Here is a 21849-nt window from a genome sequence, read left to right on the forward strand (position 1 = left end):
GAGCCGGTAGGCGCGGCGGGCGCGGTCCTGCTGCAGCAGGCCGGCCGCGACCAGGGTCTGGGTCAGGCGGCTCACCGTGGAGTTGGAGAGGCCGGTCCGCTCGGCGATCTCCCCGTTGCCCAGCAGGTCCGACCCGGGCCGGAAGGCCCGCAGGATGTCGGCACCGCGCAGCAGGGAGCGGTTCGCTGCCGATCGGCCAGGGTGTTCTTCGAGCGGATTCATGGTGTGCCTTTCGAGGGTTTACCCAGGTGTCTGGGCAGCATTTCACTCGTTCACAAGGTCATTCTAAATTCCACTGAATGGAATTGAGTGGGTCTCAAAAGGGCCATGCACCCATAAGCTCAGGACTCGCCCAACAGGTCGACGCGGCACAGAACCCGAGGCGGCTTCGACCCCTTTCCATCCAGGAGACATCACATGAAGTTCTTTCCCATTTCCCTGCGTGGCATCGCCAGCGGCCTGTGCCTGAGTCTGGCGGCGTTCGCGGGTGCGGCCCATGCCGAGTACCCGGCGGAGAAGCCTGTCCGCATCGTCGTGCCGTTCGCACCCGGCGGTGGCACCGACCTGATTGCGCGCACCCTGGGCCTGGGCATGTCCCAGGCGCTGGGCCAGACGGTGATTGTGGAAAACAAGCCCGGTGCCGGCACGGTGATCGGCACCGACCTGGTGGCCAAGAGTGCGCCCGATGGCTACACCCTGGTGATCGCCACCATGGCGCATGCCGTGAACCCCAGCCTGCTCAGCAAGCTGCCCTACAACAACGACACCGCGTTCGCACCGGTGAGCCTGGTCGGCCGGGGGCCGAACGTGCTGGTGGTGCGCACCGAAAGCCCGTACAAGTCGGTGAAGGACGTGCTGGACGCCGTGAAGTCGGGCAAGAAGCTGACCTACGCCTCCCAGGGCAACGGCACCTCGGCCCACCTGGCCGGTGAAATGTTCGTCAACCTCACCAAGGCCGATCTGCTGCACATCCCCTACCGCGGCGCCGGTCCGGCCATGAACGACCTGCTCGGTGGCCAGGTGGACCTGTTCTTCGGCACCGCCGCCGCGGTGTCCAGCATGGTGGAACAGGGCAAGCTGCGCGCCCTGGCGGTGACCACACCCGAGCCGTCGCCCGCGTTCAAGGGGGTTCCCACGGTGGCCGCCACGGTGCCGGGCTACTCGGTGGAAAGCTGGTACGGGTTCTTCGTCCCCGCGGGCACGCCGGCCCCCGTGATCGCCAAGCTCAACGCCGCCGTCAAGAAAGCCGCGCAAAGCCCCGAGTTCGTGAAGAAGGTGGAACACGAGGGTCTGGTCGTCAACGCATCCGATCCCGCCGAGTTCGACCGCTACGTGAAGGCCGAAGAAGCGCGCTGGAGAAAGATCGTCAAGGAAAACAACATCAAGGCCGACTGAACCCGGATGCCTGACATGGACTACACACTGATTGAACTGAACGTGAGCGAAGGCATTGCCACGCTCACCCTCAACCGCCCCGAAAAGCGCAACGCCATGAGCGATGGCATGCGCTCGGAGTTCATCCACGCGCTGGAGTCGGTGTCCGCCGACAAGGCGATCCGCGCCCTGGTGCTGACCGGCGCCGGCAAGGGCTTTTGCGCTGGAGGCGACATCAGCGGCATGCAAAAGCGCATGAACGCCCCGGCGGGCGAAGTGGGCTTCAACGGCTGGCACCGCCAGCAGCGGGTGCACCACACGCAGGCCCTGCTGCACACCTGCCCCAAGCCCGTGATCGCCGCGGTCAATGGCGCGGCCTCCGGCCTGGGGGCCGACACCGCGCTGGCCTGCGACTTCATCATCGCCAGCGAGTGGGCGAGCTTTGCCTGGTCGTATGTGCTGCGCGGCATCATCCCGGACGGCGGCGGCATGTATTTCCTGCCGCGCCGCGTGGGCCTGGCCAAGGCCAAGGAACTCATCTTCACCGGCCGCCAGGTCAAGGTGGACGAGGCCCTGGCGCTGGGCATCGTCGACCGCAAGACTGGCGCGGACACGTTGCTGGCCGACGCCCAGGCCTGGGCCGCGGAGCTGAGCCAGGCCTCCGGCACGGCCATCGCACTGACCAAGACCATCCTCAACCAGAGCTTCGAGTTGAGCTCGCACGACGTGTTCGCGCAGGGCAGCCAGGCGCAGGGCATCTGCTACACCAGCAGCGAACACCGCGCCTCGGTGGAAGCGTTTCTGGCCAAGGCCGCCAGCAAGGAGTGAAGACCATGGACGCCATCTCTCGCCTGCTGCAGCCGCGCAGCGTCGCCATCATCGGTGCCTCGGCCGACCCCGGAAAAACCGCCGGACGCCCGGTGGCCTACCTGCAGAAACACGGTTTTGCCGGTCGCATCCTGCCGGTGAACCCCAAGGCCGACCGCATCGGTGACCTGCCGTGTTACGCCGACATCGCTTCGTTGCCGGAAACGCCCGATGTCGCCATCGTGCTGCTGGGCGCCGAGCGTGCCCACCTCGCGGTGAAGGAGCTCTCGGCGCGCGGTTGCGCGGCCGCCATCGTGCTGGCCAGCGGTTACACCGAGATCGGCGAAGACGGCGCGCGCCGTCAGAAGCAGTTGGTGGAGGCCGCCGGGTCCATGCGCATCCTGGGTCCCAACACCATCGGGCTGGTGAACCTGACCGACGCCATCGTGCTCTCCGCCACCGGTGCGCTGGAGATGGATGAGTTCCCGGTGGGCGGCATCGGCGTGGTGTCGCAAAGCGGCGGCATCCTCGGCTCGCTGCTGTCGCGGGCCGCCGCACGCGGCATTGGCCTCTCCAAGCTGATCTCCACCAGCAACGAGGTGGACCTGGAGCTGGCCGATTTCATCGACCACCTGGCCGACGACCCGGCCACCCAGGTGATTGCGCTCTACATCGAGACCGTGCGCGACCCGGCCAAGTTCCGTGCCGCCTGCCTGAAGGCGGCGAGCAAGGGCAAGCCGGTGGTGGCGTTCAAGATCGGCCGCTCGGAAGCGGGCGCACAGGCCGCCGTGTCGCACACCGGTGCCATGGCCGGCGCCGACCGCATGTACGACGCGCTGTTCAGGCAGGTGGGCGTGATCCGCGCGCAGACCTTCAACGACCTGCTGGACATCCCCGTGGCCCTGGCCACAGGCCGCCACATGCGTGGCCGGCGCGTGGCCATCCTCACCAGCACCGGCGGCGCCGGCACGCTGGTGTCCGACGACCTGGGCGTCGCCGGTTTCGAGACCCCGGCGCCCGATGCCGCCACGGCCGAGGCGCTGCGCGCGCTGCAGACCGGCAGTGAAGCCGTACTGGACCGCAACCCGATCGACGTGACCCTGGCCGGCCTGCGGCCCGACCTGCTGCGCGGCGCGATCCGTGCCCTGCTGGCCAGCCCGAGCTACGACGCGCTGGTGATCATCGTCGGCTCGTCCAGCCTGGCCATGCCCGAGCTGATGGCCAACGCCATCCGCGACTGTCTGCCCGATTCGGACAAGCCGGTGATGGCCTATGTGAGCCCGCACGCGCCCGAGGTGGGCGCGCTGCTCACGCGCCACGGTGTGCCTGCCTTCTCTGCGGCCGAGAGCTGCACCGCGGCGCTGGCCGCCATGTTCAGGGTGGGCAGCTTTGTGGCACCGGTCGAAGAGAAGGACACGGTGGGAGTCGTCGACACGGGCGATCTGCCTTCGGGCTCGCTGGACGAGGCCCAGGCCAAGCAGCTGTTCGCGCGCTTCCAGGTGCCCTGTGCGGCCGAGCGTATCGTCACCACCCGTGCCGAAGCCGAGGCCGCCGCGCGCGAACTGGGCGGCCGCGTGGTGCTCAAGATCCTGTCGTCGCAGATCACGCACAAGAGCGATGTGGGTGGCGTGGCCATCGGCCTCACACCCGAGACCGTGGGCGAGCGCCTGATCAGCATGATCGCCGATGTGCAGGCCAAGGCCGGTGTGCGCCCGGACCGCTTCCTGGTCCAGGAGATGGTGGGCGGCGGCACCGAGCTGATCCTCGGCATGCACCGCGATGCACTGGGCACGGCCGTGCTGCTGGGCATGGGCGGCGTGACGGCCGAGCTGTTCAAGGACACCACCATGCGCCTGCTGGCGCAGGATGGCCAGGGCCTCAAGGCACTGAGTCGCGCCGACGCCTTGTCGATGGCGAAAGACCTCAAGACCTGGCCGCTGCTCGACGGCTTCCGCGGCCGGCCCAAGGCCGACGTGGAGGCGCTGGTGGACGCCATCGTGGCGTTCTCCCGCATGGCGGCCCAACTGGGCGACCGCCTGGTGGAGGCCGAGATCAACCCGGTGTTCGTGCGTGCGCAGGGTCAGGGCGTGAGCGCCGCCGACGGTGTGGTCGTGCTGGCCTGAGGAACGCGCCATGACGCCACGCGTGCACCTGGAGCGGGACGGCGGGATCGCTGTCATCGTGATCGACAACCCGCCCATCAACGCCGGCTCGGCTGCCGTGCGGCAGGGCCTGATGACCGCCATCGAGACCCTGCGCAACGACGACACGCTCGAAGGCGCGGTGCTCATCGGCGCCGGCAGCACCTTCATTGCCGGCTCGGACCTGCGCGAGTTCGGTCAGCCGCTGACCGAACCGCAGCTGCCGGCCGTGATCGCGGCCATCGAGACCTGTAGCAAGCCGGTGGTGGCGGCGCTGCACGGCGCCGCGCTGGGCGGGGGCTTCGAGCTGGCGCTGGGTTGCGATGCCCGCGTGGCCGCACCGGGCTCCGTGGTGGGCTTGCCCGAGGTGACGCTGGGCATCATTCCCGGCGCCGGTGGCACGCAGCGGCTGCCGCGCATCGTCGGCATTCCACGTGCGATCCGCATGATCTGCTCGGGCGAACGTGTGCCCGCTGCGGCCGCGCTGGAGGCTGGTCTGGTGGACCAGATCGCCAGCAGTGATTTGCGCGCAACCGCGGTCGCGCACGCCCGGCAGCTCAGGGGAGAGAAGCGGCTGGTGCGCGAACGCGATGTGCCGTCCACCCAGAGCGCGGAGGTGGGGGAAGCCACGACCGCTGCGCTCAAGGCCGGCAAGCGCCGGCCTGCGGTGCTGGCGGCCATCGACGCCATCACCGCCACGGCCCACGTTGGTTTTGATGACGGCCTGGCCGACGAACGCGCGGTGTTCCAGCGCTTGCGCGTCTCGCGCGAGGCATTCGCGTTGCGGCACCAGTTCTTTGCCGAACGCGACAGCGCCAAACATCCGTCCCTGGACGGCGCCGTGCCACGTGCCGTGGAACTCGTGGCGGTGATCGGCGCGGGCACCATGGGATCTGGCATCGCCATCTCGGTGCTCGACGCAGGCCATCGTGTGCTGCTGCTGGAGCAGGACGCCGCGGCGCTGGAGCGGGGGGCTGCGCGCATCCACGCGCACTACGCCGGCCAGGTGCAGGCAGGCAAGCTGGGTGCCGGCGCAGCCGCCGCAGTGGAAGCCCGGCTGCAGACCTGCCTGGACTGGGCCGAACTGGCCAGTGCCGATCTGGTCATCGAAGCCGTGTTCGAAGACCTTGGGGTGAAGCAGCAGGTGTTCCGGCGCATCGACGCGGTGGCGCGACCGGGCGCGGTGCTGGCCTCCAACACCTCGTACCTGGATCTGGACGCCATCGCTGCGGCCACATCGCGGCCTCAGGACGTGATCGGCCTGCACTTCTTCAGCCCGGCCCACGTCATGAAGCTGATGGAAGTGGTGCGCGGCCAGGCTTCTGCGCCCGACGCGCTGGCCACGGGGCTGGCGCTGGGCAAGCGGCTCAAGAAGCAGCCGGTGCTGACCGGCAACGCCTTCGGCTTCATCGGCAACCGGCTCTACGCGGCCTACCGGCGCCATTGCGAATTCATGGTCGAAGAGGGCGCCTGGCCCGAACAGGTCGACGCCGCGTTGCAGGCCTTCGGCTTTGCCATGGGCCCGTTCGCGGTGGCCGACCTGTCGGGCCTGGACATCGCCTGGCGCATGCGCCAGGCCCAGGCCGCCACGCGCGACCCGAAGGCGCGCTACGTGCACATCCCCGACCGGCTGTGCGAAGCCGGGCGCCTGGGCCGCAAGACCGGCGCCGGCTACTACCGCTACCCCGAAGGCGGCAAGGGCCCGCAGCTGGACGAAGCGGTGCATCAACTCATCGCGCAGGCCCGCGCGGACAAGGGCCTGCAGCCCCGCGAGCTCGGCGATGACGAGATCGTGCGCCGCGCGCTGCTGGCCATCGTCAACGAGGCCGCGCTGCTGCTCGCCGAAGGCGTGGCCGAGCGCGCCACCGACGTGGACGTGGTGCTGGTCAACGGCTATGGTTTCCCGCGCTGGGAAGGCGGCACCGTGTTCTGGGCGCGCGAACGCGGTGCGGCCGCGCTGCAGGACGACATGCGGTGGCTGGCGGAGCTCAGCGGGCCGGGCTTTGTGACCGGCGACCTGCACCACCTGCTCAACACGGAGAACTGAACATGCACGCCGTTGAAACCTTCGCGCGCTTTGCCACCGGCTTTGCCCGGACACCGCTGCCCGCCGAGGTGGCGCACCACGCCCAGCGCGCCGTGATCGACTGGTACGCCTCGATCTACCCGGGGCTGGACACGCCGGCGGTGCAGGTGCTGATGAAGACCATGGCCGACGACCTGGACCGGGGCGCGGCGCAACTGGTGCAGGGCCGAAGCGCCACGACGCGCGCGGCCGCCCTGATCCAGGGCACCGCCGCGCACGCCGCCGAGGTGGACGACAGCTTCCGCGACGCGATGTACCACCCTGGCGCGGCCACCATCGCCGCAGCCTTGGCCGTGGCCCAGACCGTGGGCGCGAGCGGCCCCGAGTTCCTGCGCGCCGTGGTGCTGGGCTACGAAATCTCCACCCGCATCGGCGTGGTGATGGGGCGCCCGCACTACCGGTACTGGCACAACACCGGCACTATGGGCAGCTTTGGCGCCGCAGCGGCGGCGGCGAGCCTGCTGAAGCTGGACGAAGCGGCCTTTGCCCATGCGCTGGCCATCGCCGCAACCTTCACAGCCGGTCTGCAGCAGGCCTTCCGTCTGGAGGCGATGGCCAAGCCGCTGCATGCGGGCCGAGCGGCCGAGGCCGGTGTGCTGGCCGCGCAGCTGGCTGCGGGCGGCATGCGCAGCTCGCTCGATGTGCTCGAAGGCGAGTCGGGCCTGGGCCAGGCCATGAGCGAAGGACCAGACTGGTCCGCCATCGGCGCCACGCTGGGCACCGACTTCCACATCACCCGCCTGACCTTCAAGAACCACATCGGTTGCGGCCACACCTTTGCCGCCATCGATGGCGCTCAGGCCTTGCAGCAGCAACACGGCTTCGGCCACGCCGACATCGAACACGTGGCGCTCGGCGTGTACCAGCCCACGCTCGACATCGCCCCCCACGTGGACCCGCAGAACGCCGACCAAGCGCGCTTCAGCCTGCACTACATGGTGGCCACCGCGCTGGTGCACGGCAGCGTGCGCCTCTCGGCCTTCGAGCCGGACCGCCTCAACGACCCAGCCACGCGTGCGCTGATGCAGCGCATCCACAAGGCGCTGGACCCGGCCGTGGACGCCGCCTTTCCGGGCCGGCGCGGTGCGCGCGTGACGATCACCCTGCGCGATGGCCGCCAGCTGACCCTGCTGCAGCCCGACCGCAAGGGCGACCCGGAACTGCCGCTGTCCGACGCCGACCTCGAAGGCAAGCTCATGGAGCTGGCCACGCCGGTGATCCGTGAGGCGCAAGCCCGCGCGCTGCTCGCGCGCATCTGGCAACTGCACCAGAGCACCCAACTTCCCTGAACGGAGACACCATGACCCACGCCTTCATCTGCGACGCCGTGCGCACCCCCTTTGGCCGCTACGGCGGTGCCCTCTCCAGCGTGCGCGCCGACGATCTCGGGGCCGTCCCGCTGCGGGCGCTGATGGAGCGCCATGCGAACCTGGACTGGGATGCGGTGGCCGATGTGGTCTACGGCTGCGCCAACCAGGCCGGCGAAGACAACCGCAACGTGGCGCGCATGAGCGCGCTGCTGGCGGGCCTGCCGGTCTCGACGCCGGGCTCCACGGTCAACCGCCTGTGCGGTTCGGGCCTGGACGCGCTGGGCACCGCGGCGCGCGCCATCAAAAGCGGCGAGGCCGAGCTGATGATCGCGGGCGGTGTGGAGAGCATGAGCCGCGCGCCGTTCGTGATGCCCAAGGCCACCAGCGCCTTCTCGCGCGCCAACAGCGTGGAGGACACCACCATCGGCTGGCGCTTCGTCAACAAGCTGATGAAGGCGCAGTACGGCGTGGACAGCATGCCCGAGACGGCCGAGAACGTCGCGATGGAGTTCAACATCTCGCGCGCCGACCAGGACCGCATGGCTGTAGCCTCGCAGACCAAGGCCCTGGCGGCGCAGCAGGCGGGCGTGTTCGATGCCGAGATCGTGCCGGTCCATGTGCCACAGAAGAAGGGCGATGCCCTGGTGGTGAACCGCGACGAACACCCGCGCGCCACCTCGCTCGAAGCGCTCGCCAAGCTCAAGGGCGTGGTGCGCCCCGACGGCAGCGTGACCGCCGGCAACGCCTCGGGCGTGAACGACGGCGCCGCCGCGCTGCTGCTGGCCAGCGAAGCGGCCGCCGCGCGACACGGCCTCGTGCCGCGCGCCCGCGTGCTGGGCATGGCCACCTCCGGTGTGCCGCCGCGCATCATGGGCATGGGCCCGGCGCCGGCCGCGCGCAAGGTGCTGGCGCTCACCGGGCTCTCGCTGGGGCAGATGGACGTGATCGAACTCAACGAGGCGTTCGCTGCCCAGGGCCTGGCCGTTCTGCGCGACCTGGGCCTGGCCGACGACGATGCGCGTGTGAACCCGAATGGTGGCGCCATCGCCCTGGGCCATCCCCTGGGTGCCAGCGGCGCCCGCCTGGCCACCACCGCCGTCAACCAGCTGCACCGCGGCGGTGGCCGCTACGCGCTGTGCACCATGTGCATCGGGGTGGGGCAGGGCATCGCGGTGGTGCTGGAGCGGGTGTGACCCGACCCATTTTGTTTCGTGGGCTACCGTGGAACCAGGAAGGTGGATGGCTCGTCCACTTCTGCCTGGCCTGCCCGTTCGGGCGAAGCCACCACGAAGCGGATGGGCACCACCTCGCCGGCGTGTTGCGCCGCCTCGACGCTGGGCATGCGGACGGTGGCCGTGATGGTGGTGGCCTGTGCCGGCCCCAGCTCTGCGGTGACGGGTTGGTGAAGGCTCACCAGATGTGATGGCTCCACGGCCACCACCACCGTGCGGGTGTGGTCCGACGCGTTCATCAGCTGCAACGTATAGACGTTCTCCACCGCCCCCTGTTCCACCTGTCGCGCCATGACCGAGCGGTCGCGGATGACGTTCATGCGCACGTCCGTTCGGTTGGCGAATGCCGCGACGGTGGCAGCGATGACCAGGGCCAGAAGACCGCCATAGACCCAGACCCGGGTACGCCACACGCGCTGCAGGAAGGGGCGCTGGCTGCTGGCGGCACCACCCAGTTCGTGCAGGGAGGCCATGCGGATCAGGCCCTTGGGGGCGTGCACCTTGCCCATCACGTCGTCGCAGGCGTCGATGCACAGGCCGCAGCCGATGCATGCGGCCTGCAGGCCGTTGCGGATGTCGATGCCCGTGGGGCAGACCTGCACACACAGGGTGCAGTCGATGCAGTGACCCTGGTTCACAGTTCGGTCGTCGTCTTCGAGACGGCCGCGCCGGGGTTCACCCCGCCGATGGTCGTAGGCCACGTTGAGGGTGCGCTCGTCCATCAGCGAGCCCTGGAAGCGTCCGTAGGGGCACATGTGCAGGCAGACCTTCTCGCGCACCAGGCCGGCGTTGAGGTAGGTGAACAGGCCGTAGAACAGGACCCAGAAACTGGTCCAGGGCCCCACGGACAGTGTCAGGGTGTCGGCCGCCAGCGGCCGGATAGCGGTGAAGTAGCCCACGAACGTGAAGCCGGTCCACAGACCGAACGCCGCCCAGGCCAGGTGCTTGCCGCCCCGGCGCAGCAGCTTCTCCGGGCCCCAGCCCGCCTGGTCCAGGTGCTTGCGGTTCTGCGGGCTGCCTTCAAACCGGTGTTCGATCCACATGAAGAGCGACGTGTAGACCGTCTGCGGGCAGGCGAAGCCACACCAGACCCGCCCGACCACCGCGGTGGCAAAGAACAGCAGCAAGGCGCTGATGACCAGCAGGGCCGCGAGGTAGATGAGGTCCTGTGGAAAGAGCACGGCACCGAACAGGTAGAAGCGTTTGGCTTCGAGGTCGAACAGCACGGCCTGCCGTGCGTTCCAGTTCAGCCACGGCACGCCGTAGAAGAAGGCCTGCGTCAGCCACACGAAGGTCCAGCGCCAGCGGTTGAAGAGGCCCTGGGTGGAGCGGGCGTGGATCTTGTCAACGGGTGTCCAGGCTTCGGTGGGCTGGATCGGGATGACTTTGGGCATGGGGTGCCTCGTGTGTGTTTACGGGTGTGGAAGGTGGCGCAAGCCGGCGCGCAGCATCTGATGGGTCTGGACCAGCGATGACCACAGCGGCTGGTCGCCCAGCCATTCGTCGGCGCGCAGAAAACTCTGCTGGAACTGCACGTCGCCGCAGGCGGCCGAGGACCACAGGTCCGGGTTCTCGCCAGGGCGCACGGTGAGCCCGTTCTCCTCGGAGCGGACAAGCAGCACGCCTTCGATCTGGCCTGCGGTCTGCACCGGCAGCAAAAGGGAGAAACCATCCCATTGCAGGTTGGGCACCCCGCGCAGCAGCCCATGAAACTGCCAGCCCAGTCCCACGGTCCTGGCCTCCAGGGGTGGCGACTCCAGGGCCGAAGCGCCGGCAGCCGCACCGCCGAGCAGGTCGGGCAGGTGCAGCTCCCTCAGGCCGATGTTGTCGGTCCTGACCAGCGCCTCGATCACCAGACGCTGGGACAGGAATACCAGCCGGTCCGCGTGATGCTGGCACTCCAGCCAGTGACGGGTGCCTGGGTCGCGGAACAGGTCTTCCAGTTGGCCGCCATGGCCCCCCAGGTGGCTGGGTACGCCCACGCCGAGGCATCCGCTGGCGGCCATGTCGGCCAGTCGCACCTGGGCACAAGGCAGGGCAGCGCGCGGCTGAACGCGGAGGAGGGCGGTGTGTGCAGACATGCGCTCATGGTGCCGCCAAGGGCTCTGGTGCGCAGGATTCAGATGGATGGAAAACCAACCGTATCAGTTGTCCTCTGATACCCATGGATTTACCGCCTTCTGATACGGCCCTTCCTCAGAAAATGGGCGGACACTGCCGCAGATGAGCTGCACACGGTCTGTTCTGATTGGTTTGTTGGCCCTGGTGATCTTCCCGTTGCTGGGTGATGCCCTGTCCCGTTGGCTTCGCGTGTCGGTGCCCGGGAGCTTCTGGGGCTTCCTGATGCTGTCGCTGGCCCTCGGTGTATTGAGGGAGGTGCCCAGGGCCTTGTCCAGCGCTTCCGCCTGGCTGTTGAACCACCTGGCGCTGTTCCTGCTGCCTTCGCTGGTGGCCGCTGTGGTGGGGCTGCGGTTCGTTGCCGACGCGATGCTTCTCCTGGTGGTGACCGGTCTGCTGGTGACCGTGCTCATGGCGGTCGGTGGCAGCCTGGTCGTGTCAGCACTCAAAGACCGGCAGGAAAGCGTTGATGACGCTTGAAAAAGCTGCGGCCTGGCTGTTGGCCCTGATGTGTTACCTCACGGCGCGTGAGCTGTTTCGCCTCAGTGGGCGCCATGTGCTGGCGCTGCCGGTGTTCGTGGCTGTGCTGCTGGTGCTGGGGGCAGGGTCTGTGCTGGGGATCGATGCGGGCACGTTCGCCGGCCATACCCAGGCGCTGAAGTTCGCCATGGACGTGGCGGTGGTGGGCATGGCTGTTCCCCTGCACATGGTTTGCCGTCAGCTGGGGATCCTGCTGGTGCCCCTGCTGCTGGGTGTGCTGGTGGCCGCCACACTGTCGGTGGTTGGGGTGCTGTTGGTGGGCTGGGTGCTGGAGACGCCGTGGGTCATCACGGCGGCAGTGGCACCCAAGGCTGCCACCATGCCGGTGGCGCTGTCGCTGGTGGCCAACGATGCGGCACACCAGGCTGTCGCCGTGGCGGCGGTGTTCCTCACCGGTTTGTTCGGCGCCTTGCTGACGCCGTGGGCCCTGCGCCGAACAGGGGTGGTCGATGAACAGATCCATGCGTTCGCGCTCGGCGTGAGCGCACACGCCATCGGTCTGGTGCGAGCCCAGGCCCAGCACCCGGCGCACCTGGACCTCGCGGTTGCTGGCATGTGCGGCAATGCACTGGTCACAGCCCTGCTGTGTGCCCTGCTGCTGTTCTGAAGCATGCGCCCGGACACTTCGAACCCCCTACCATCGAGGCTTCCTCTGGGGATCCTCGAAGACATGTCGTCTGGCACCTTGACGCGCTACCAGCAACTGGCCGATGAACTGGCCGGCAGCATCCGTGCGGGGGTGCTGCGGCCGGGTGACCGGCTGCCCTCGGTGCGCGACCTGCGCCGACAGCGTGGCATCAGTCCTTCCACCGCCTTCCAGGCCTATGCACAGCTGGAATCCGAGGGGCTGGTCGAGGCGCGGGTGCGGTCCGGCTACTTCGTGCGGGCGCGGCGTCCCCTTTCTGGGAAGCCCCCGGAGGCCGCGCCACCGAGCGGGCGGATCACACCGGTGGCCATCAGCGAGCTGGTGTTCGAGCTGCTGGGTTCCACGCGCGATGTGGACGTGGTGCCGCTCGGATCGGCTTTCCCCGCGCCCGATCTGTTTCCGTTCGAGGCGCTGGCGCGGGGCGGTGCGAGGGCCATGCGGCGCCTGGGCCCGGCGCAGATTTCGGGCGCGCTGACCGCGGGTGACGAGACCTTGCGGGCACAGGTCGGTCGGCGCTATGCGCTCAACGGCGTGACCCTGCAGGCCGACGAACTCATCGTGACCAATGGCGCCATGGAGGCGCTCAACCTCTGCCTGCAGGCGGTGACGCAGCCGGGGGACGTGGTGGTGGTCGAGTCGCCCACCTTCTACGCGGCGCTGCAGGCACTGGAACGCCTGCACCTGAAGGCGGTGGAGGTCGAGACCGACCCGGTCGAGGGCGTGCGGCTGGACTCGCTCGAAACCCTGCTCCAGCGCCAGAAGGTGGCCGCGTGCTGGTTCATGCCCACCTTCCAGAATCCGCTGGGTGCGCTGATGTCGAACGCCAAGAAGCAGGCGCTGGTGCAACTGCTGGCGCGCCACGGGGTGCCGCTCATCGAGGACGACGTGTACGCCGAGCTGCACTTCGGCGCGCGCCGACCACTGCCCGCCAAGGCCTTTGACCAGGAGGGTCTGGTGCTGCACTGCTCGTCGTTCTCAAAGTCGCTGGCACCGGGTTACCGGGTCGGCTGGGCGGCCGCCGGGCGCTACGCCAGGCACGTCGAGCGCCTGAAGATGATGACCTCGCTGGCCTCGCCCATTCCGCCGCAGCTGGCCGTGGCCGAATACCTGGTGCAGGGTGGTTTCGAGCGCCACCTGCGCCATCTGCGCGAAGCCCTCAGGACCCAGCACACGGCGGCCCGGTCGCTGATCGAGCGTTGCTTCCCCAAGGGCACCCGCATGACCGAGCCGCAAGGGGGCTACTTCGTGTGGCTGGAACTGCCGCCGGGCGTGGACGCCCTGGCCCTGCACCACCAGGCCATGGCGCAGTCCATCAGCACGGCGCCCGGTGTGCTGTTTTCAGCCGACCGGCGCTTCACGCGGCATCTGCGCTTGAACGTCGGGCATCCGGTCGGACCGGCCGTCAGGGCTGCGCTGAAGACGCTGGGAACGCTGGCCAAAGAGCACGGCGTGGTGGCCGGGGAAGCAACACGAGGCGAAGGACCAAGGCGACGTTGATCTGTCTGCGCACTGATCAGCACTGATGCAACGTGTTGGGCCTTGGTATGGAGCAGCGAGCCTTCGCCTCTGATTGCACGCTTTCAGCGGTGCGGCGCTTGCACATCAGAGCCCCAACTCCGTCAGCCCCGGATGGTTGTCCGGGCGGCGGCCGAGCGGCCAATGGAATTTCCGTTCTTCGGCACTGATCGGCTGGTCGTTGATGCTGGCATGGCGATGCGTCATTAGTCCTTTTTCGTCGAACTCCCAGTTCTCGTTTCCATGGCTGCGGAACCAGTTGCCGGCGTCGTCGTGCCACTCGTACACAAACCGCACTGCGATGCGATTGGCGTCGAAGGCCCAAAGCTCCTTGATCAGGCGGTAGTCAAGCTCCCGTGCCCACTTGCGCTCCAGCAGTGCCTGCGCCTCGGCGCGGCCCCGAGGAAACTCCGCGCGATTGCGCCACACGGTGTCAGGGCTGTAGGCGAGCACGATGCGTTCAGGATTTCGGCTGTTCCAGCCGTCTTCGGCCAGGCGAATCTTCTCGATCGCAGTGTCACGGGTGAATGGGGGCAACGGGGGGCGGGTGTCCATGGTGGTGGCTTTCAGTGAATGGTCAGGATGTGCCGCAGACCTGCGGCATGTAGACAGACTTGTCTACATGCGAATTGTGGCGGATGTAGACAAGTCTGTCTATAGTGGGGTCATGAGCAAGAACACTGGCTTCAGCATCAGCGACCTGCCCCCCAGAGAGCGGATCCTGCGCACTGCGCATGACCTCTTCTATGCCGAGGGCCTTCGTGCGACCGGGATCGACCGCGTCATCGCCGAAGCCGGCGTGACCAAGGTGACCTTCTACCGGCACTTTCCGAGCAAGAACGATCTGATCCTTGCCTACTTGAACCTTCGTCACGAACGGTGGATGGCGTGGTTCACGGATGCCTTGCAGCGCCACGGCGGCGCGTCAAAAGGCGTACAGGCGCTCCCGCCTGTGATGAAGGAATGGTTCCGCGGCGAGGCGCTCGGCGATTTCCGAGGCTGTGCCTTCCTCAACGGCGTCAGCGAGATGGGGCCGGCGATGCCTGCTGTAGTGGAGGCCACCCGCCAGCACAAACAGCAGATGACCGACGCCATCGAAGCCTTGCTGCCGCTGTCGGGTCAGCGAAAGAGGGCCGCCGAGGCCTTGGCCACCGCTGTGGATGGCGCCATCGTGCAGGCTCAGTACTGCGGTGATCCAGCACCCGCGCTGCGAGCGCTCCAGTTCATTGCCGACCGGCTGAACAACAAAGCCTGAGATTGATGGCTTTGCTGGTGAGCGGTTGGCGGGAGCTGGGGGTGGGTGACGGGATGTGTCATGTGTTGCTGTCGCCCGCCTGGCAATGCGCCAGCGCATCGACTACGGCCTGCAGCGCCCTGCCGCAGTCGTCTCGTGTCAGGCTGCCGCCAAGACAGAGTCGCAGTCCCTCGGGCGGATTGCGGTCGGTGCAGAAGGTACTTCCTGCGACCGCGGCGACACCCAGGCTTCTCAATTTGTCAGCCATCTCGGACGCGATGCAGTGGCCATCTTCACGCGCCAGCAGCGGCAGCCACGCATGAAAGCCGTTGGGCTGGGTGCGTACGCCATGATTCGCCAGACGGGTGCGTATGGTTTGACTGCGCCATTGGCATTCCTCACGGACTGCCGCCAGAACCTCGGCGCTGTGACCCTGTTCGAACCATTCCGAGACCACATGGTTGATCAACGGTGATGCCATCACCGTGGTTGCTCGCAGGGCGCCGGCCAGTCGCTGGTGGGTGGCTGATGTGGGGGTCAGCACGTGAGCGGTGCGGACCCCGGCCCCCAGCCATTTGGACAGGCCGCTGATGTAGTAAGTCAGTTCCGGTGCGAACTCGATCAGCGGCGGCGGGACTGCGGTAGGCAGCATGCCATAGGCGTCGTCTTCGATGATCGGGACACTGTGCCTCAGGGCGATGTCGGCCAGCTGTTCCCGGCGCCGGATGGGCAGGGTCGCTGTGGTGGGGTTGTGCAGGTTGGGGCACAGGTAGAGCGCGCCGACCGGCAGGCTCTTGCAGGCGGCCTCAAGGCTCTCCGGGATCAGACCCTGCTCGTCCATGGACAGCGGATGCAAACGTGTGCCCAGTTGGGCAGCGATGGCCTTGATGCCCGGATAGACCAACGGTTCGACGCACAGCGACTGCCCGGGCTTGACCAGCAGGCTGGTCAGCGCCAGCAGCACGCTGTGGATGCCCGGGGCCACGAGCAGCCGCTCCGGCACGGCCTCGGGCACCCACTGGGCCATCCACTGCGCTGCAAGGTGGCGGTCCCGGGGAGTGCCACCAAAGTCCTGATAGCGCATCAGGTCCTGGAAGTTTGCCTGTGCCATCGACCGGGCGGCCTGCTCCTGGGCCCGTTGGATGGCGGGATGCTCCGACAGCTCTGGCGGCATGTTCATGGTCATCTCCGCCCCCGTGCCAGCGCGCAACGGCAATCCGATGAACGAGCCACGCACAAACGAGCCCAAGCCGGGTCGGGAGACGATCAGGCCGCGCTCCCTGGCTTCTGCAAAACCGCGGACCACGGTGGTGTAGTTGAGGTCCAGCTTCGATGCGAGATCCCGCAGCGGAGGAAGGCGCTCTCTCGGTGCCAGCCGACCCGACTGAAGGTCTTGTGCGATCAGTTCCGGGATGAGCTGGTAGGCCGGCAGCGTACTGCTCCTGAGCCGGGCGATCCAATGGGTGAACGGCATGAGGGTTTCAGGCGGAGGGTCAGGGTCTTCAACAACCACCTGAGTGTGCCTGCGTCACTGGCAGATTGCATCGGTGGTGATCCATTTCTCACGGGCAAAACGGTGCGCAGCCCCCATTGATCGGGTGCATTGATTGCATGGGTGTTTGTTCGTTTTGGTGCACCCCCGGGAAGAGCAACAGCGGTGCTCGAAGCGCTCGCGGCGACGCCACGCCCCTTTGATCGGGCATTGATTGCCGGCGACGGTGCTGGTGTGGCACGTCCTTGGCTATGGGAAGGCAGGTGCCCAGCCCGTGCTGGCACCCACCGGTCTCTGCGGAGCCCGCCTTTCAACCCATCGCCATAGGACCACCATGCCCCAAGTCACTCACCCCGCTGCCCAGAAGGGCGATTTCCTGGTCGACTACGAAGAGAAAGTTTTCGAAGACGTGAAGGCCGCACCCGGCGAGAAGGCCCTCGTGACCTTCCACACCGTGGCCTTCGAAGGCTCGATCGGTTTCGTCAACCTGCTGCAGGCCACGCGGCTTCAGCGCAAGGGCTTCGAGACCTCCATCCTGCTGTACGGCCCGGGCGTGACGCTGGGCGTGAAGCGCGGCTTCCCCAAGCTGGGCGACTCGGCTTTCCCCGGGCACCAGAACTTCAACGAACAGATCACCAAGTTCATCGCTGAAGGCGGCAAGGTCTATGCCTGCCGCTTCGCGCTGCAGGCGCTGTACGGCCACGGCGAAGGCGCGCTGATCGAAGGCATCCGCCCGATCAACCCGCTGGATGTGCTGGACATCGTGCTCCTGCACCGCAAGGACGGCGCGTTCATCCTCGACACCTGGACGCTCTGATCCCGGAAGGCACGGCATGGCTGACATGAAGAGAACCGTTCGGGCGGCCGCCGCCCAGATCGCCCCCGACCTGGAGAGTGCCGATGGCACCCTGGCGCGCGTGCTGGAGACGATCCGCGATGCCGCCAGGCAGGGGGTGGAGTTGATCGTCTTTCCCGAGACCTTCGTTCCCTACTATCCCTACTTCTCCTTCATTCAGCCGCCGGTGCAACAGGGGCCTGCGCACCTGCTGCTGATGGAGCGTGCGCCCACCGTGCCGGGCCCGCTGACCGACGCCGTGGCAGCCGCGGCGCGCGAGGCCGGCATGGTGGTGGTGCTGGGCGTCAACGAGCGCGACCACGGCAGCCTCTACAACACCCAGATCGTGTTCGATGCGGACGGACGCCTGCTGCTCAAGCGCCGCAAGATCACGCCCACCTACCACGAGCGTATGGTGTGGGGGCAGGGTGATGGCTCCGGCCTCACTGCGGTGGACACGCGCGTCGGCCGCGTCGGCGCGCTGGCCTGCTGGGAGCACTACAACCCGCTGGCCCGATATGCGCTGATGGCCGAACACGAAGAGATCCATTGCGCGCAGTTTCCCGGCTCGCTGGTGGGGCCCATCTTTGCCGAGCAGATGGGCGTGACCATCCGCCACCACGCGCTCGAATCGGGCTGCTTCGTCGTCAACGCCACCGGCTGGCTGACCGACGCGCAGATCCGCTCGGTCACGCCGGATGAGAAGCTGCAAGGCGCTCTGCGTGGTGGCTGCCACACCGCCATCGTCTCGCCCGAAGGCAGGTACCTGGCCGAGCCGCTGACCGAGGGCGAGGGCCTGGTGATCGCAGACCTGGACATGGCCCTGATCCAGAAACGCAAACGCATGATGGATTCGGTGGGCCACTACGCGCGTCCCGAGCTGCTGAGCCTGACGGTGCGCCGCGAGCCCAACCGCACCACGCGACCCTGGCCCGCGGCCGACACGGACGCCAGTCTCATCCCCGAGCCGGCCACCGGCCCGGCCAACGAAGTCCTCAACCCCCTTTGAACGGAGATGACCATGACCGCGATCGCCCTCGACACGCCGCCGCGCCTGGCGGACGCGCCGGACAGCCGGCAGCTGATGACCGAGCTGCAGTCCCAGGGGCTGCGTCTGGTGGACCCGTCGGCCGGGGCTGCCAGCCGGCGGGGCGGGGCAGGGCCCTCGGACCACAAGGCGGTGACGGTGGACGGCGTCACGCTGATGGTGCCGGTGCACACCGCCACGGCCTTCAGCTCGCCCTTCGTGGCAGACGCGCCAGGAGCCGATGGGGTGAGTGTGCTGCGTCGGGGCAGCATCCCCATCGCCAGCATCCGCTTCCCGACCCAGCCGCGCTTCTACGGCCTGAGCACGGCCGACGGCATTCCCTACCAGCAGATCGCCACCCTGCACGGGGCCGATGTGCTGGCCACCACGGTGCTGCAGACCTGCATCCGTTACGAAAGCCGGCGCAAGGCCTGCAAGTTCTGCGCGATCGGCCAGTCGCTGGCGGCGGGGCGCACCATCGCCCGCAAGACCCCGGCCCAGCTGGCCGAGGTGGCCAAGGCCGCGGTGGAGCTTGACGGTGTGAAGCACATGGTGATGACCACCGGCACTCCGCCCACGCCCGACCGGGGCGCGCTCATCCTGTGCGAGAGCGCAGCGGCCATCCGCGCGGCGGTGGACCTGCCGCTGCAGGCGCAGTGCGAGCCGCCCGACACCGACGCCTGGTTCCAGCGCCTCAAGGACGCGGGTGTGGACACGCTGGGCATGCACCTGGAGGTGGTGGGCGAGGCGCTGCGACAGCACATGCTGCCCGGCAAGGCGGAGGTGCCCATGGCGCGCTACTGGGACGCGTTTGCCGCTGCGGTGGAGGTGTTCGGTCGTGGCCAGGTCAGCACCTACCTGCTCGCCGGTCTGGGCGACAGCGCCGAGACCTTGCTGGCCACCAGCCGGCGCCTGCTGGACCTGGGCGTCTATCCCTTTGTCGTGCCCTTCGTGCCCATCAGTGGCACGCCGCTGGAAGACATGCCCGCGCCCACGGCTGATTTCATGCGCAGCGTGCTGGCACCGCTGGGCGACATGGTCGCTGAGGCGGGCTTGAGGGCGAGCGACATCAAGGCCGGTTGCGGCCGTTGTGCCGCCTGCTCCACGCTCTCCCGCTACGAAGCGCCACTGGCCGGCTGATCGCGAAGGAGATGCCCGCCATGCACAGCTTGTCTCAAGTGATGACCCACGCGGTGACTGCCATGGGACCCGCCCTGGAGCCCTGGTGCGAACTCAGCAGCAGCTACCGTCCGCAGGCCTTCCGCATCCAGTGGGCCAGCGTGCCGTGGATGAACCGGGAAGCGCATGCCCTGCGCCGCCAGGTGTTCTGCCAAGAGCAAGGCTTGTTTGATGGCGACGACGAGGACGACATTGACCGGCAGGCGCCGTCGGTGCGTTCGCTGGTGGCGCTGTCCTGCCTGGCCGGGGAGCCCGACGAGGTGCTGGGCACGGTGCGCATTCACGAAGCGCTGCCCGGCACCTGGTGGGGCTCGCGCCTGGCGGTGCGCCGCGACTGGCGCCAGCATGGCAAGCTGGGCAGCACCCTGATCCGTCTGGCGGTGTGCAGCGCCCATGCGCAGGGGTGCACCGAATTCCTGGCGCATGTGCAGGCGCAGAACGTGCCGCTGTTCCGGCGCATGCACTGGCAGGTGCTGGACGAGATGGTGCTGCACGGCCGTGTGCACGCGCTGATGCGCGCGGACCTGGATCACTACCCGCCGTGCACCACGCCGTATGCGGGCTTCGTGCTGGCACAGGGCGGTGGCGCATGACCCCCGTTGAAGACCTGGTCGTTCGGCTGCGCGCCAGCCGCGGCTTCACCCACAAACGCGACATCGCCGGTGTGATGGCGCAGCTCGCGCCCACCACCGGTGTCACGGCCGTGCCCAATGGGGACGACTGCGCCGTGCTGCCCGACCCGGCCGGAGCAGGGCACCTGCTGCTGGCCATCGAAGGCCTGGTGCAGGACTTTGTGGAGGCCATGCCCTGGTTCGCGGGCTACAGCGCCGTGATGGTGAACCTGAGCGACGTGGCAGCCATGGGCGGACGCGCAGTGGCGGTGGTGGATGCCCTGTGGGCCAGCAGCGAACCCCAGGCTCGCGAGGTGCTGGCGGGCATGCGCGCCGCGGCCGAGCGCTACGGCGTACCGCTGGTGGGCGGGCACACCAACCTGCAGAGCGCCAGCGGGCAGCTCGCGGTGGCCGTGCTGGGCCGGGCGCAGCGGCTGATCAGCAGCTTTGCCGCGCGGCCCGGCGACCACCTGCTGGTGGCGGTGGACCTGCGCGGCCAGTGGCAGGCGCCGTATCCGTTCTGGAACGCTTCGACCCAAGCCCCGGCCGAGCGCCTGCGCGGCGACATGGAGCTGTTGCCCCAACTGGCCGAGTCGGGCTGGTGCGACGCCGGCAAAGACATCAGCATGGCCGGCGTGCTGGGGTCGGCCCTGATGCTGCTGGAGTGTTCCGGTGTGGGTGCCGAGATCGACCTGGACCGCCTGCCGCGTCCGGTGGACGACACCGGGTCGGACGCCGACAACACCCAACTCCTGCGCTGGCTGTGTGCTTTCCCCAGCTTCGGCTACGTGCTGAGCGTGCGGCCCGAACACGTGGAGCAGGCGCTGGCGCACTTTGCGCGGCGCGACATTGCCTGTGCCGACGTGGGCGCCGTGTGCGAAGGCAGCCGTTTGGTGGTGCGCCACGCAGGGGAGCAGGCCTTGTTGTGGGACCACGCACAGAGCCCCTTCATCAAGGGTGGGGAGGCGCCATGATGCCCCGTTTGCGCATCGGTCTGCTGACCCATTCGGTGCGGGCACGTGGCGGCGTGGTGCACACCCTGGAGCTGGCGCAAGCGTTGGTCGAGCGGGGCCATGCCGTTACGGTGATCGCGTCTGCAGAGCCGGGCGAACAACTGTTCCGCGCGGTGGATTTTCCGGTGCAGGTGCTGCGCCTGCCCTCTCTCACGGGTGATCTGCGAGCGCAGGTGGCGCAGCGCATTGACACCCTGGTCCAGGGCTTGCCAACGCTCCTGACGGCCGGTCGATACGACGTCCTGCACGCTCAGGACAGCCTGAGCGGCAACGCCCTGGCACTGCTGCGGCAGCAGGGCATGGACTTGCCGCCCTGGGCGCGCACGGTGCACCACCTGGACGTGTTTCAGGACGCCACCCTCATGGCCTGGCAGGAACGCGCCTGGCGCGCCGCCAACGGGGTCGCCTGCGTGAGCGATCTATGGACCAACCACTTCCGCGAAGTGCTGGGGCACGCCGCACGCCGCATGCACAACGGCGTGAACCTCGGTCGTTACCAGATCGAACCAGCGGCTGGCGATGCGGACCGACTGGCCGCGCTGGGGTTGGCGCCGCAGACGGGCCCCGTGTGCCTGCTGGTCGGAGGTGTCGAACAACGCAAGAACAGCGTCCGCCTGCTGCAGGCCTTTGCGTGGCTGCGCCTCGCCGACCCGGACTGGCCGACGCGCGCCTGGTGGTGGTGGGAGGTG

Annotated in this window: 20 protein-coding genes and 1 pseudogene; 16 read left to right on the forward strand and 5 right to left on the reverse strand. The window is 68.2% G+C overall.

Going from position 1 to position 21849, the window contains the following annotated elements:
- A partial coding sequence (locus HFL01S_RS13120) for a helix-turn-helix domain-containing protein (RefSeq protein ID WP_157538866.1) occupies positions 1–222 on the reverse strand: 222 nt, incomplete at its 3' end.
- A 195-nt stretch (positions 223–417) separates the two neighbouring features.
- On the opposite strand from HFL01S_RS13120, the gene HFL01S_RS13125 reads away from it, so the two are divergent.
- Genes HFL01S_RS13125 through pcaF form a run of 6 tightly spaced genes read left to right on the forward strand, consistent with a single transcriptional unit; the run spans position 418 to position 8911 of the window.
- The gene (locus HFL01S_RS13125; RefSeq protein WP_066259133.1) at positions 418–1395 is read left to right on the forward strand and encodes a tripartite tricarboxylate transporter substrate binding protein; all 978 of its coding nucleotides are present in this window, start codon (positions 418–420) and stop codon (positions 1393–1395) included.
- A gap of 15 nt (positions 1396–1410) precedes the next feature.
- Entirely contained in the window at positions 1411–2202 is a 792-nt protein-coding gene (locus HFL01S_RS13130; protein ID WP_066259405.1) for an enoyl-CoA hydratase/isomerase family protein, read from the forward strand.
- Positions 2203–2207: 5 nt separating this feature from the next.
- A complete protein-coding gene (locus HFL01S_RS13135; RefSeq protein ID WP_066259135.1) occupies positions 2208–4304 on the forward strand; it encodes an acetate--CoA ligase family protein in 2097 nt (698 codons plus the stop codon).
- Between the two features lie 10 nt (positions 4305–4314).
- Complete coding sequence (locus HFL01S_RS13140; RefSeq protein ID WP_066259137.1) at positions 4315–6369, forward strand: 3-hydroxyacyl-CoA dehydrogenase NAD-binding domain-containing protein; 2055 nt, start codon at positions 4315–4317, stop codon at positions 6367–6369.
- A 2-nt stretch (positions 6370–6371) separates the two neighbouring features.
- Positions 6372–7697 (forward strand): MmgE/PrpD family protein, encoded by a 1326-nt coding sequence (locus tag HFL01S_RS13145; RefSeq protein WP_066259138.1) that lies wholly within the window; start codon positions 6372–6374, stop codon positions 7695–7697.
- An 11-nt stretch (positions 7698–7708) separates the two neighbouring features.
- Positions 7709–8911 (forward strand): 3-oxoadipyl-CoA thiolase, encoded by a 1203-nt coding sequence (gene pcaF / locus HFL01S_RS13150; RefSeq protein ID WP_066259140.1) that lies wholly within the window; start codon positions 7709–7711, stop codon positions 8909–8911.
- A 23-nt stretch (positions 8912–8934) separates the two neighbouring features.
- On the opposite strand, the gene ccoG is transcribed toward pcaF, so the two are convergent.
- Together ccoG and HFL01S_RS13160 are read right to left on the reverse strand one after the other, a co-directional pair.
- On the reverse strand, positions 8935–10344 hold the full coding sequence (ccoG, locus tag HFL01S_RS13155; protein WP_066259143.1) for a cytochrome c oxidase accessory protein CcoG: 1410 nt from the start codon (positions 10342–10344) through the stop codon (positions 8935–8937).
- 18 nt (positions 10345–10362) lie between these two features.
- On the reverse strand, positions 10363–11031 hold the full coding sequence (locus HFL01S_RS13160; RefSeq protein WP_066259146.1) for a hypothetical protein: 669 nt from the start codon (positions 11029–11031) through the stop codon (positions 10363–10365).
- 184 nt (positions 11032–11215) lie between these two features.
- Here HFL01S_RS13160 and HFL01S_RS13165 point away from each other — a divergent pair, with 184 nt between their 5' ends.
- The 3 genes from HFL01S_RS13165 (at position 11216) to HFL01S_RS13175 (ending at position 13751) form a co-directional block, all read left to right on the forward strand.
- Positions 11216–11548 carry a CidA/LrgA family protein gene (locus HFL01S_RS13165; RefSeq protein WP_245644813.1) on the forward strand — a complete coding sequence of 111 codons (333 nt, stop codon included), beginning with the start codon at positions 11216–11218 and terminating at the stop codon, positions 11546–11548.
- Positions 11538–12215 carry an LrgB family protein gene (locus tag HFL01S_RS13170; RefSeq protein WP_066259152.1) on the forward strand — a complete coding sequence of 226 codons (678 nt, stop codon included), beginning with the start codon at positions 11538–11540 and terminating at the stop codon, positions 12213–12215. Before HFL01S_RS13165 ends, HFL01S_RS13170 begins: the two co-directional genes overlap by 11 nt.
- 63 nt (positions 12216–12278) lie before the next feature.
- Positions 12279–13751, forward strand: a complete 1473-nt coding sequence (locus HFL01S_RS13175) for an aminotransferase-like domain-containing protein (protein ID WP_245644809.1) — start codon at positions 12279–12281, stop codon at positions 13749–13751.
- Between the two features lie 105 nt (positions 13752–13856).
- Here the strand turns inward: HFL01S_RS13175 and HFL01S_RS13180 are convergent, their stop codons facing one another.
- Entirely contained in the window at positions 13857–14324 is a 468-nt protein-coding gene (locus HFL01S_RS13180) for a nuclear transport factor 2 family protein (protein ID WP_066259155.1), read from the reverse strand.
- Positions 14325–14436: 112 nt separating this feature from the next.
- On the opposite strand from HFL01S_RS13180, the gene HFL01S_RS13185 reads away from it, so the two are divergent.
- Positions 14437–15024 carry a TetR/AcrR family transcriptional regulator gene (locus HFL01S_RS13185; RefSeq protein ID WP_066259156.1) on the forward strand — a complete coding sequence of 196 codons (588 nt, stop codon included), beginning with the start codon at positions 14437–14439 and terminating at the stop codon, positions 15022–15024.
- 58 nt (positions 15025–15082) lie between these two features.
- Here HFL01S_RS13185 and HFL01S_RS13190 read toward each other — a convergent pair whose 3' ends face one another.
- Positions 15083–16477 (reverse strand): aminotransferase-like domain-containing protein, encoded by a 1395-nt coding sequence (locus HFL01S_RS13190; protein ID WP_066259158.1) that lies wholly within the window; start codon positions 16475–16477, stop codon positions 15083–15085.
- 352 nt (positions 16478–16829) lie between these two features.
- On the opposite strand from HFL01S_RS13190, the gene HFL01S_RS13195 reads away from it, so the two are divergent.
- From HFL01S_RS13195 to HFL01S_RS25700, 6 genes and pseudogenes are all read left to right on the forward strand, one after another.
- Positions 16830–17312, forward strand: a complete 483-nt coding sequence (locus tag HFL01S_RS13195; RefSeq protein WP_066259162.1) for an MSMEG_0572/Sll0783 family nitrogen starvation response protein — start codon at positions 16830–16832, stop codon at positions 17310–17312.
- A gap of 16 nt (positions 17313–17328) precedes the next feature.
- On the forward strand, positions 17329–18339 hold the full coding sequence (locus HFL01S_RS13200; protein WP_084383286.1) for a Nit6803 family nitrilase: 1011 nt from the start codon (positions 17329–17331) through the stop codon (positions 18337–18339).
- Between the two features lie 75 nt (positions 18340–18414).
- Positions 18415–19497 (forward strand): MSMEG_0568 family radical SAM protein, encoded by a 1083-nt coding sequence (locus HFL01S_RS13205; RefSeq protein WP_066259411.1) that lies wholly within the window; start codon positions 18415–18417, stop codon positions 19495–19497.
- A 62-nt stretch (positions 19498–19559) separates the two neighbouring features.
- A complete protein-coding gene (locus HFL01S_RS13210) occupies positions 19560–20129 on the forward strand; it encodes an MSMEG_0567/Sll0786 family nitrogen starvation N-acetyltransferase (RefSeq protein ID WP_066259413.1) in 570 nt (189 codons plus the stop codon).
- Positions 20126–21121: a sll0787 family AIR synthase-like protein gene (locus HFL01S_RS13215; RefSeq protein WP_066259166.1), complete on the forward strand. Its 996-nt coding sequence runs from the start codon at positions 20126–20128 to the stop codon at positions 21119–21121. Before HFL01S_RS13210 ends, HFL01S_RS13215 begins: the two co-directional genes overlap by 4 nt.
- Positions 21121–21639 (forward strand): annotated as a pseudogene (locus HFL01S_RS25700) (glycosyltransferase); the annotation flags it as partial. The gene HFL01S_RS13215 and the pseudogene HFL01S_RS25700, both read left to right, overlap by 1 nt.
- Between the last annotated feature and the right edge of the window lie 210 nt (positions 21640–21849).

This window comes from Hydrogenophaga flava NBRC 102514 (assembly GCF_001571145.1).
GTDB lineage: Bacteria > Pseudomonadota > Gammaproteobacteria > Burkholderiales > Burkholderiaceae_C > Hydrogenophaga > Hydrogenophaga flava.

Coding starts and splice junctions, on each gene's coding strand:
- HFL01S_RS13125 (WP_066259133.1), top strand. CDS start 418: ATGAAGTTCTTTCCCATTTCCCTGCGTGGCATCGCCAGCGGCCTGTGC.
- HFL01S_RS13130 (WP_066259405.1), top strand. CDS start 1,411: ATGGACTACACACTGATTGAACTGAACGTGAGCGAAGGCATTGCCACG.
- HFL01S_RS13135 (WP_066259135.1), top strand. CDS start 2,208: ATGGACGCCATCTCTCGCCTGCTGCAGCCGCGCAGCGTCGCCATCATC.
- HFL01S_RS13140 (WP_066259137.1), top strand. CDS start 4,315: ATGACGCCACGCGTGCACCTGGAGCGGGACGGCGGGATCGCTGTCATC.
- HFL01S_RS13145 (WP_066259138.1), top strand. CDS start 6,372: ATGCACGCCGTTGAAACCTTCGCGCGCTTTGCCACCGGCTTTGCCCGG.
- pcaF (WP_066259140.1), top strand. CDS start 7,709: ATGACCCACGCCTTCATCTGCGACGCCGTGCGCACCCCCTTTGGCCGC.
- ccoG (WP_066259143.1), bottom strand. CDS start 10,344: ATGCCCAAAGTCATCCCGATCCAGCCCACCGAAGCCTGGACACCCGTT.
- HFL01S_RS13160 (WP_066259146.1), bottom strand. CDS start 11,031: ATGTCTGCACACACCGCCCTCCTCCGCGTTCAGCCGCGCGCTGCCCTG.
- HFL01S_RS13170 (WP_066259152.1), top strand. CDS start 11,538: ATGACGCTTGAAAAAGCTGCGGCCTGGCTGTTGGCCCTGATGTGTTAC.
- HFL01S_RS13175 (WP_245644809.1), top strand. CDS start 12,279: ATGTCGTCTGGCACCTTGACGCGCTACCAGCAACTGGCCGATGAACTG.
- HFL01S_RS13180 (WP_066259155.1), bottom strand. CDS start 14,324: ATGGACACCCGCCCCCCGTTGCCCCCATTCACCCGTGACACTGCGATC.
- HFL01S_RS13185 (WP_066259156.1), top strand. CDS start 14,437: ATGAGCAAGAACACTGGCTTCAGCATCAGCGACCTGCCCCCCAGAGAG.
- HFL01S_RS13190 (WP_066259158.1), bottom strand. CDS start 16,477: ATGCCGTTCACCCATTGGATCGCCCGGCTCAGGAGCAGTACGCTGCCG.
- HFL01S_RS13195 (WP_066259162.1), top strand. CDS start 16,830: ATGCCCCAAGTCACTCACCCCGCTGCCCAGAAGGGCGATTTCCTGGTC.
- HFL01S_RS13200 (WP_084383286.1), top strand. CDS start 17,329: ATGGCTGACATGAAGAGAACCGTTCGGGCGGCCGCCGCCCAGATCGCC.
- HFL01S_RS13205 (WP_066259411.1), top strand. CDS start 18,415: ATGACCGAGCTGCAGTCCCAGGGGCTGCGTCTGGTGGACCCGTCGGCC.
- HFL01S_RS13210 (WP_066259413.1), top strand. CDS start 19,560: ATGGGACCCGCCCTGGAGCCCTGGTGCGAACTCAGCAGCAGCTACCGT.
- HFL01S_RS13215 (WP_066259166.1), top strand. CDS start 20,126: ATGACCCCCGTTGAAGACCTGGTCGTTCGGCTGCGCGCCAGCCGCGGC.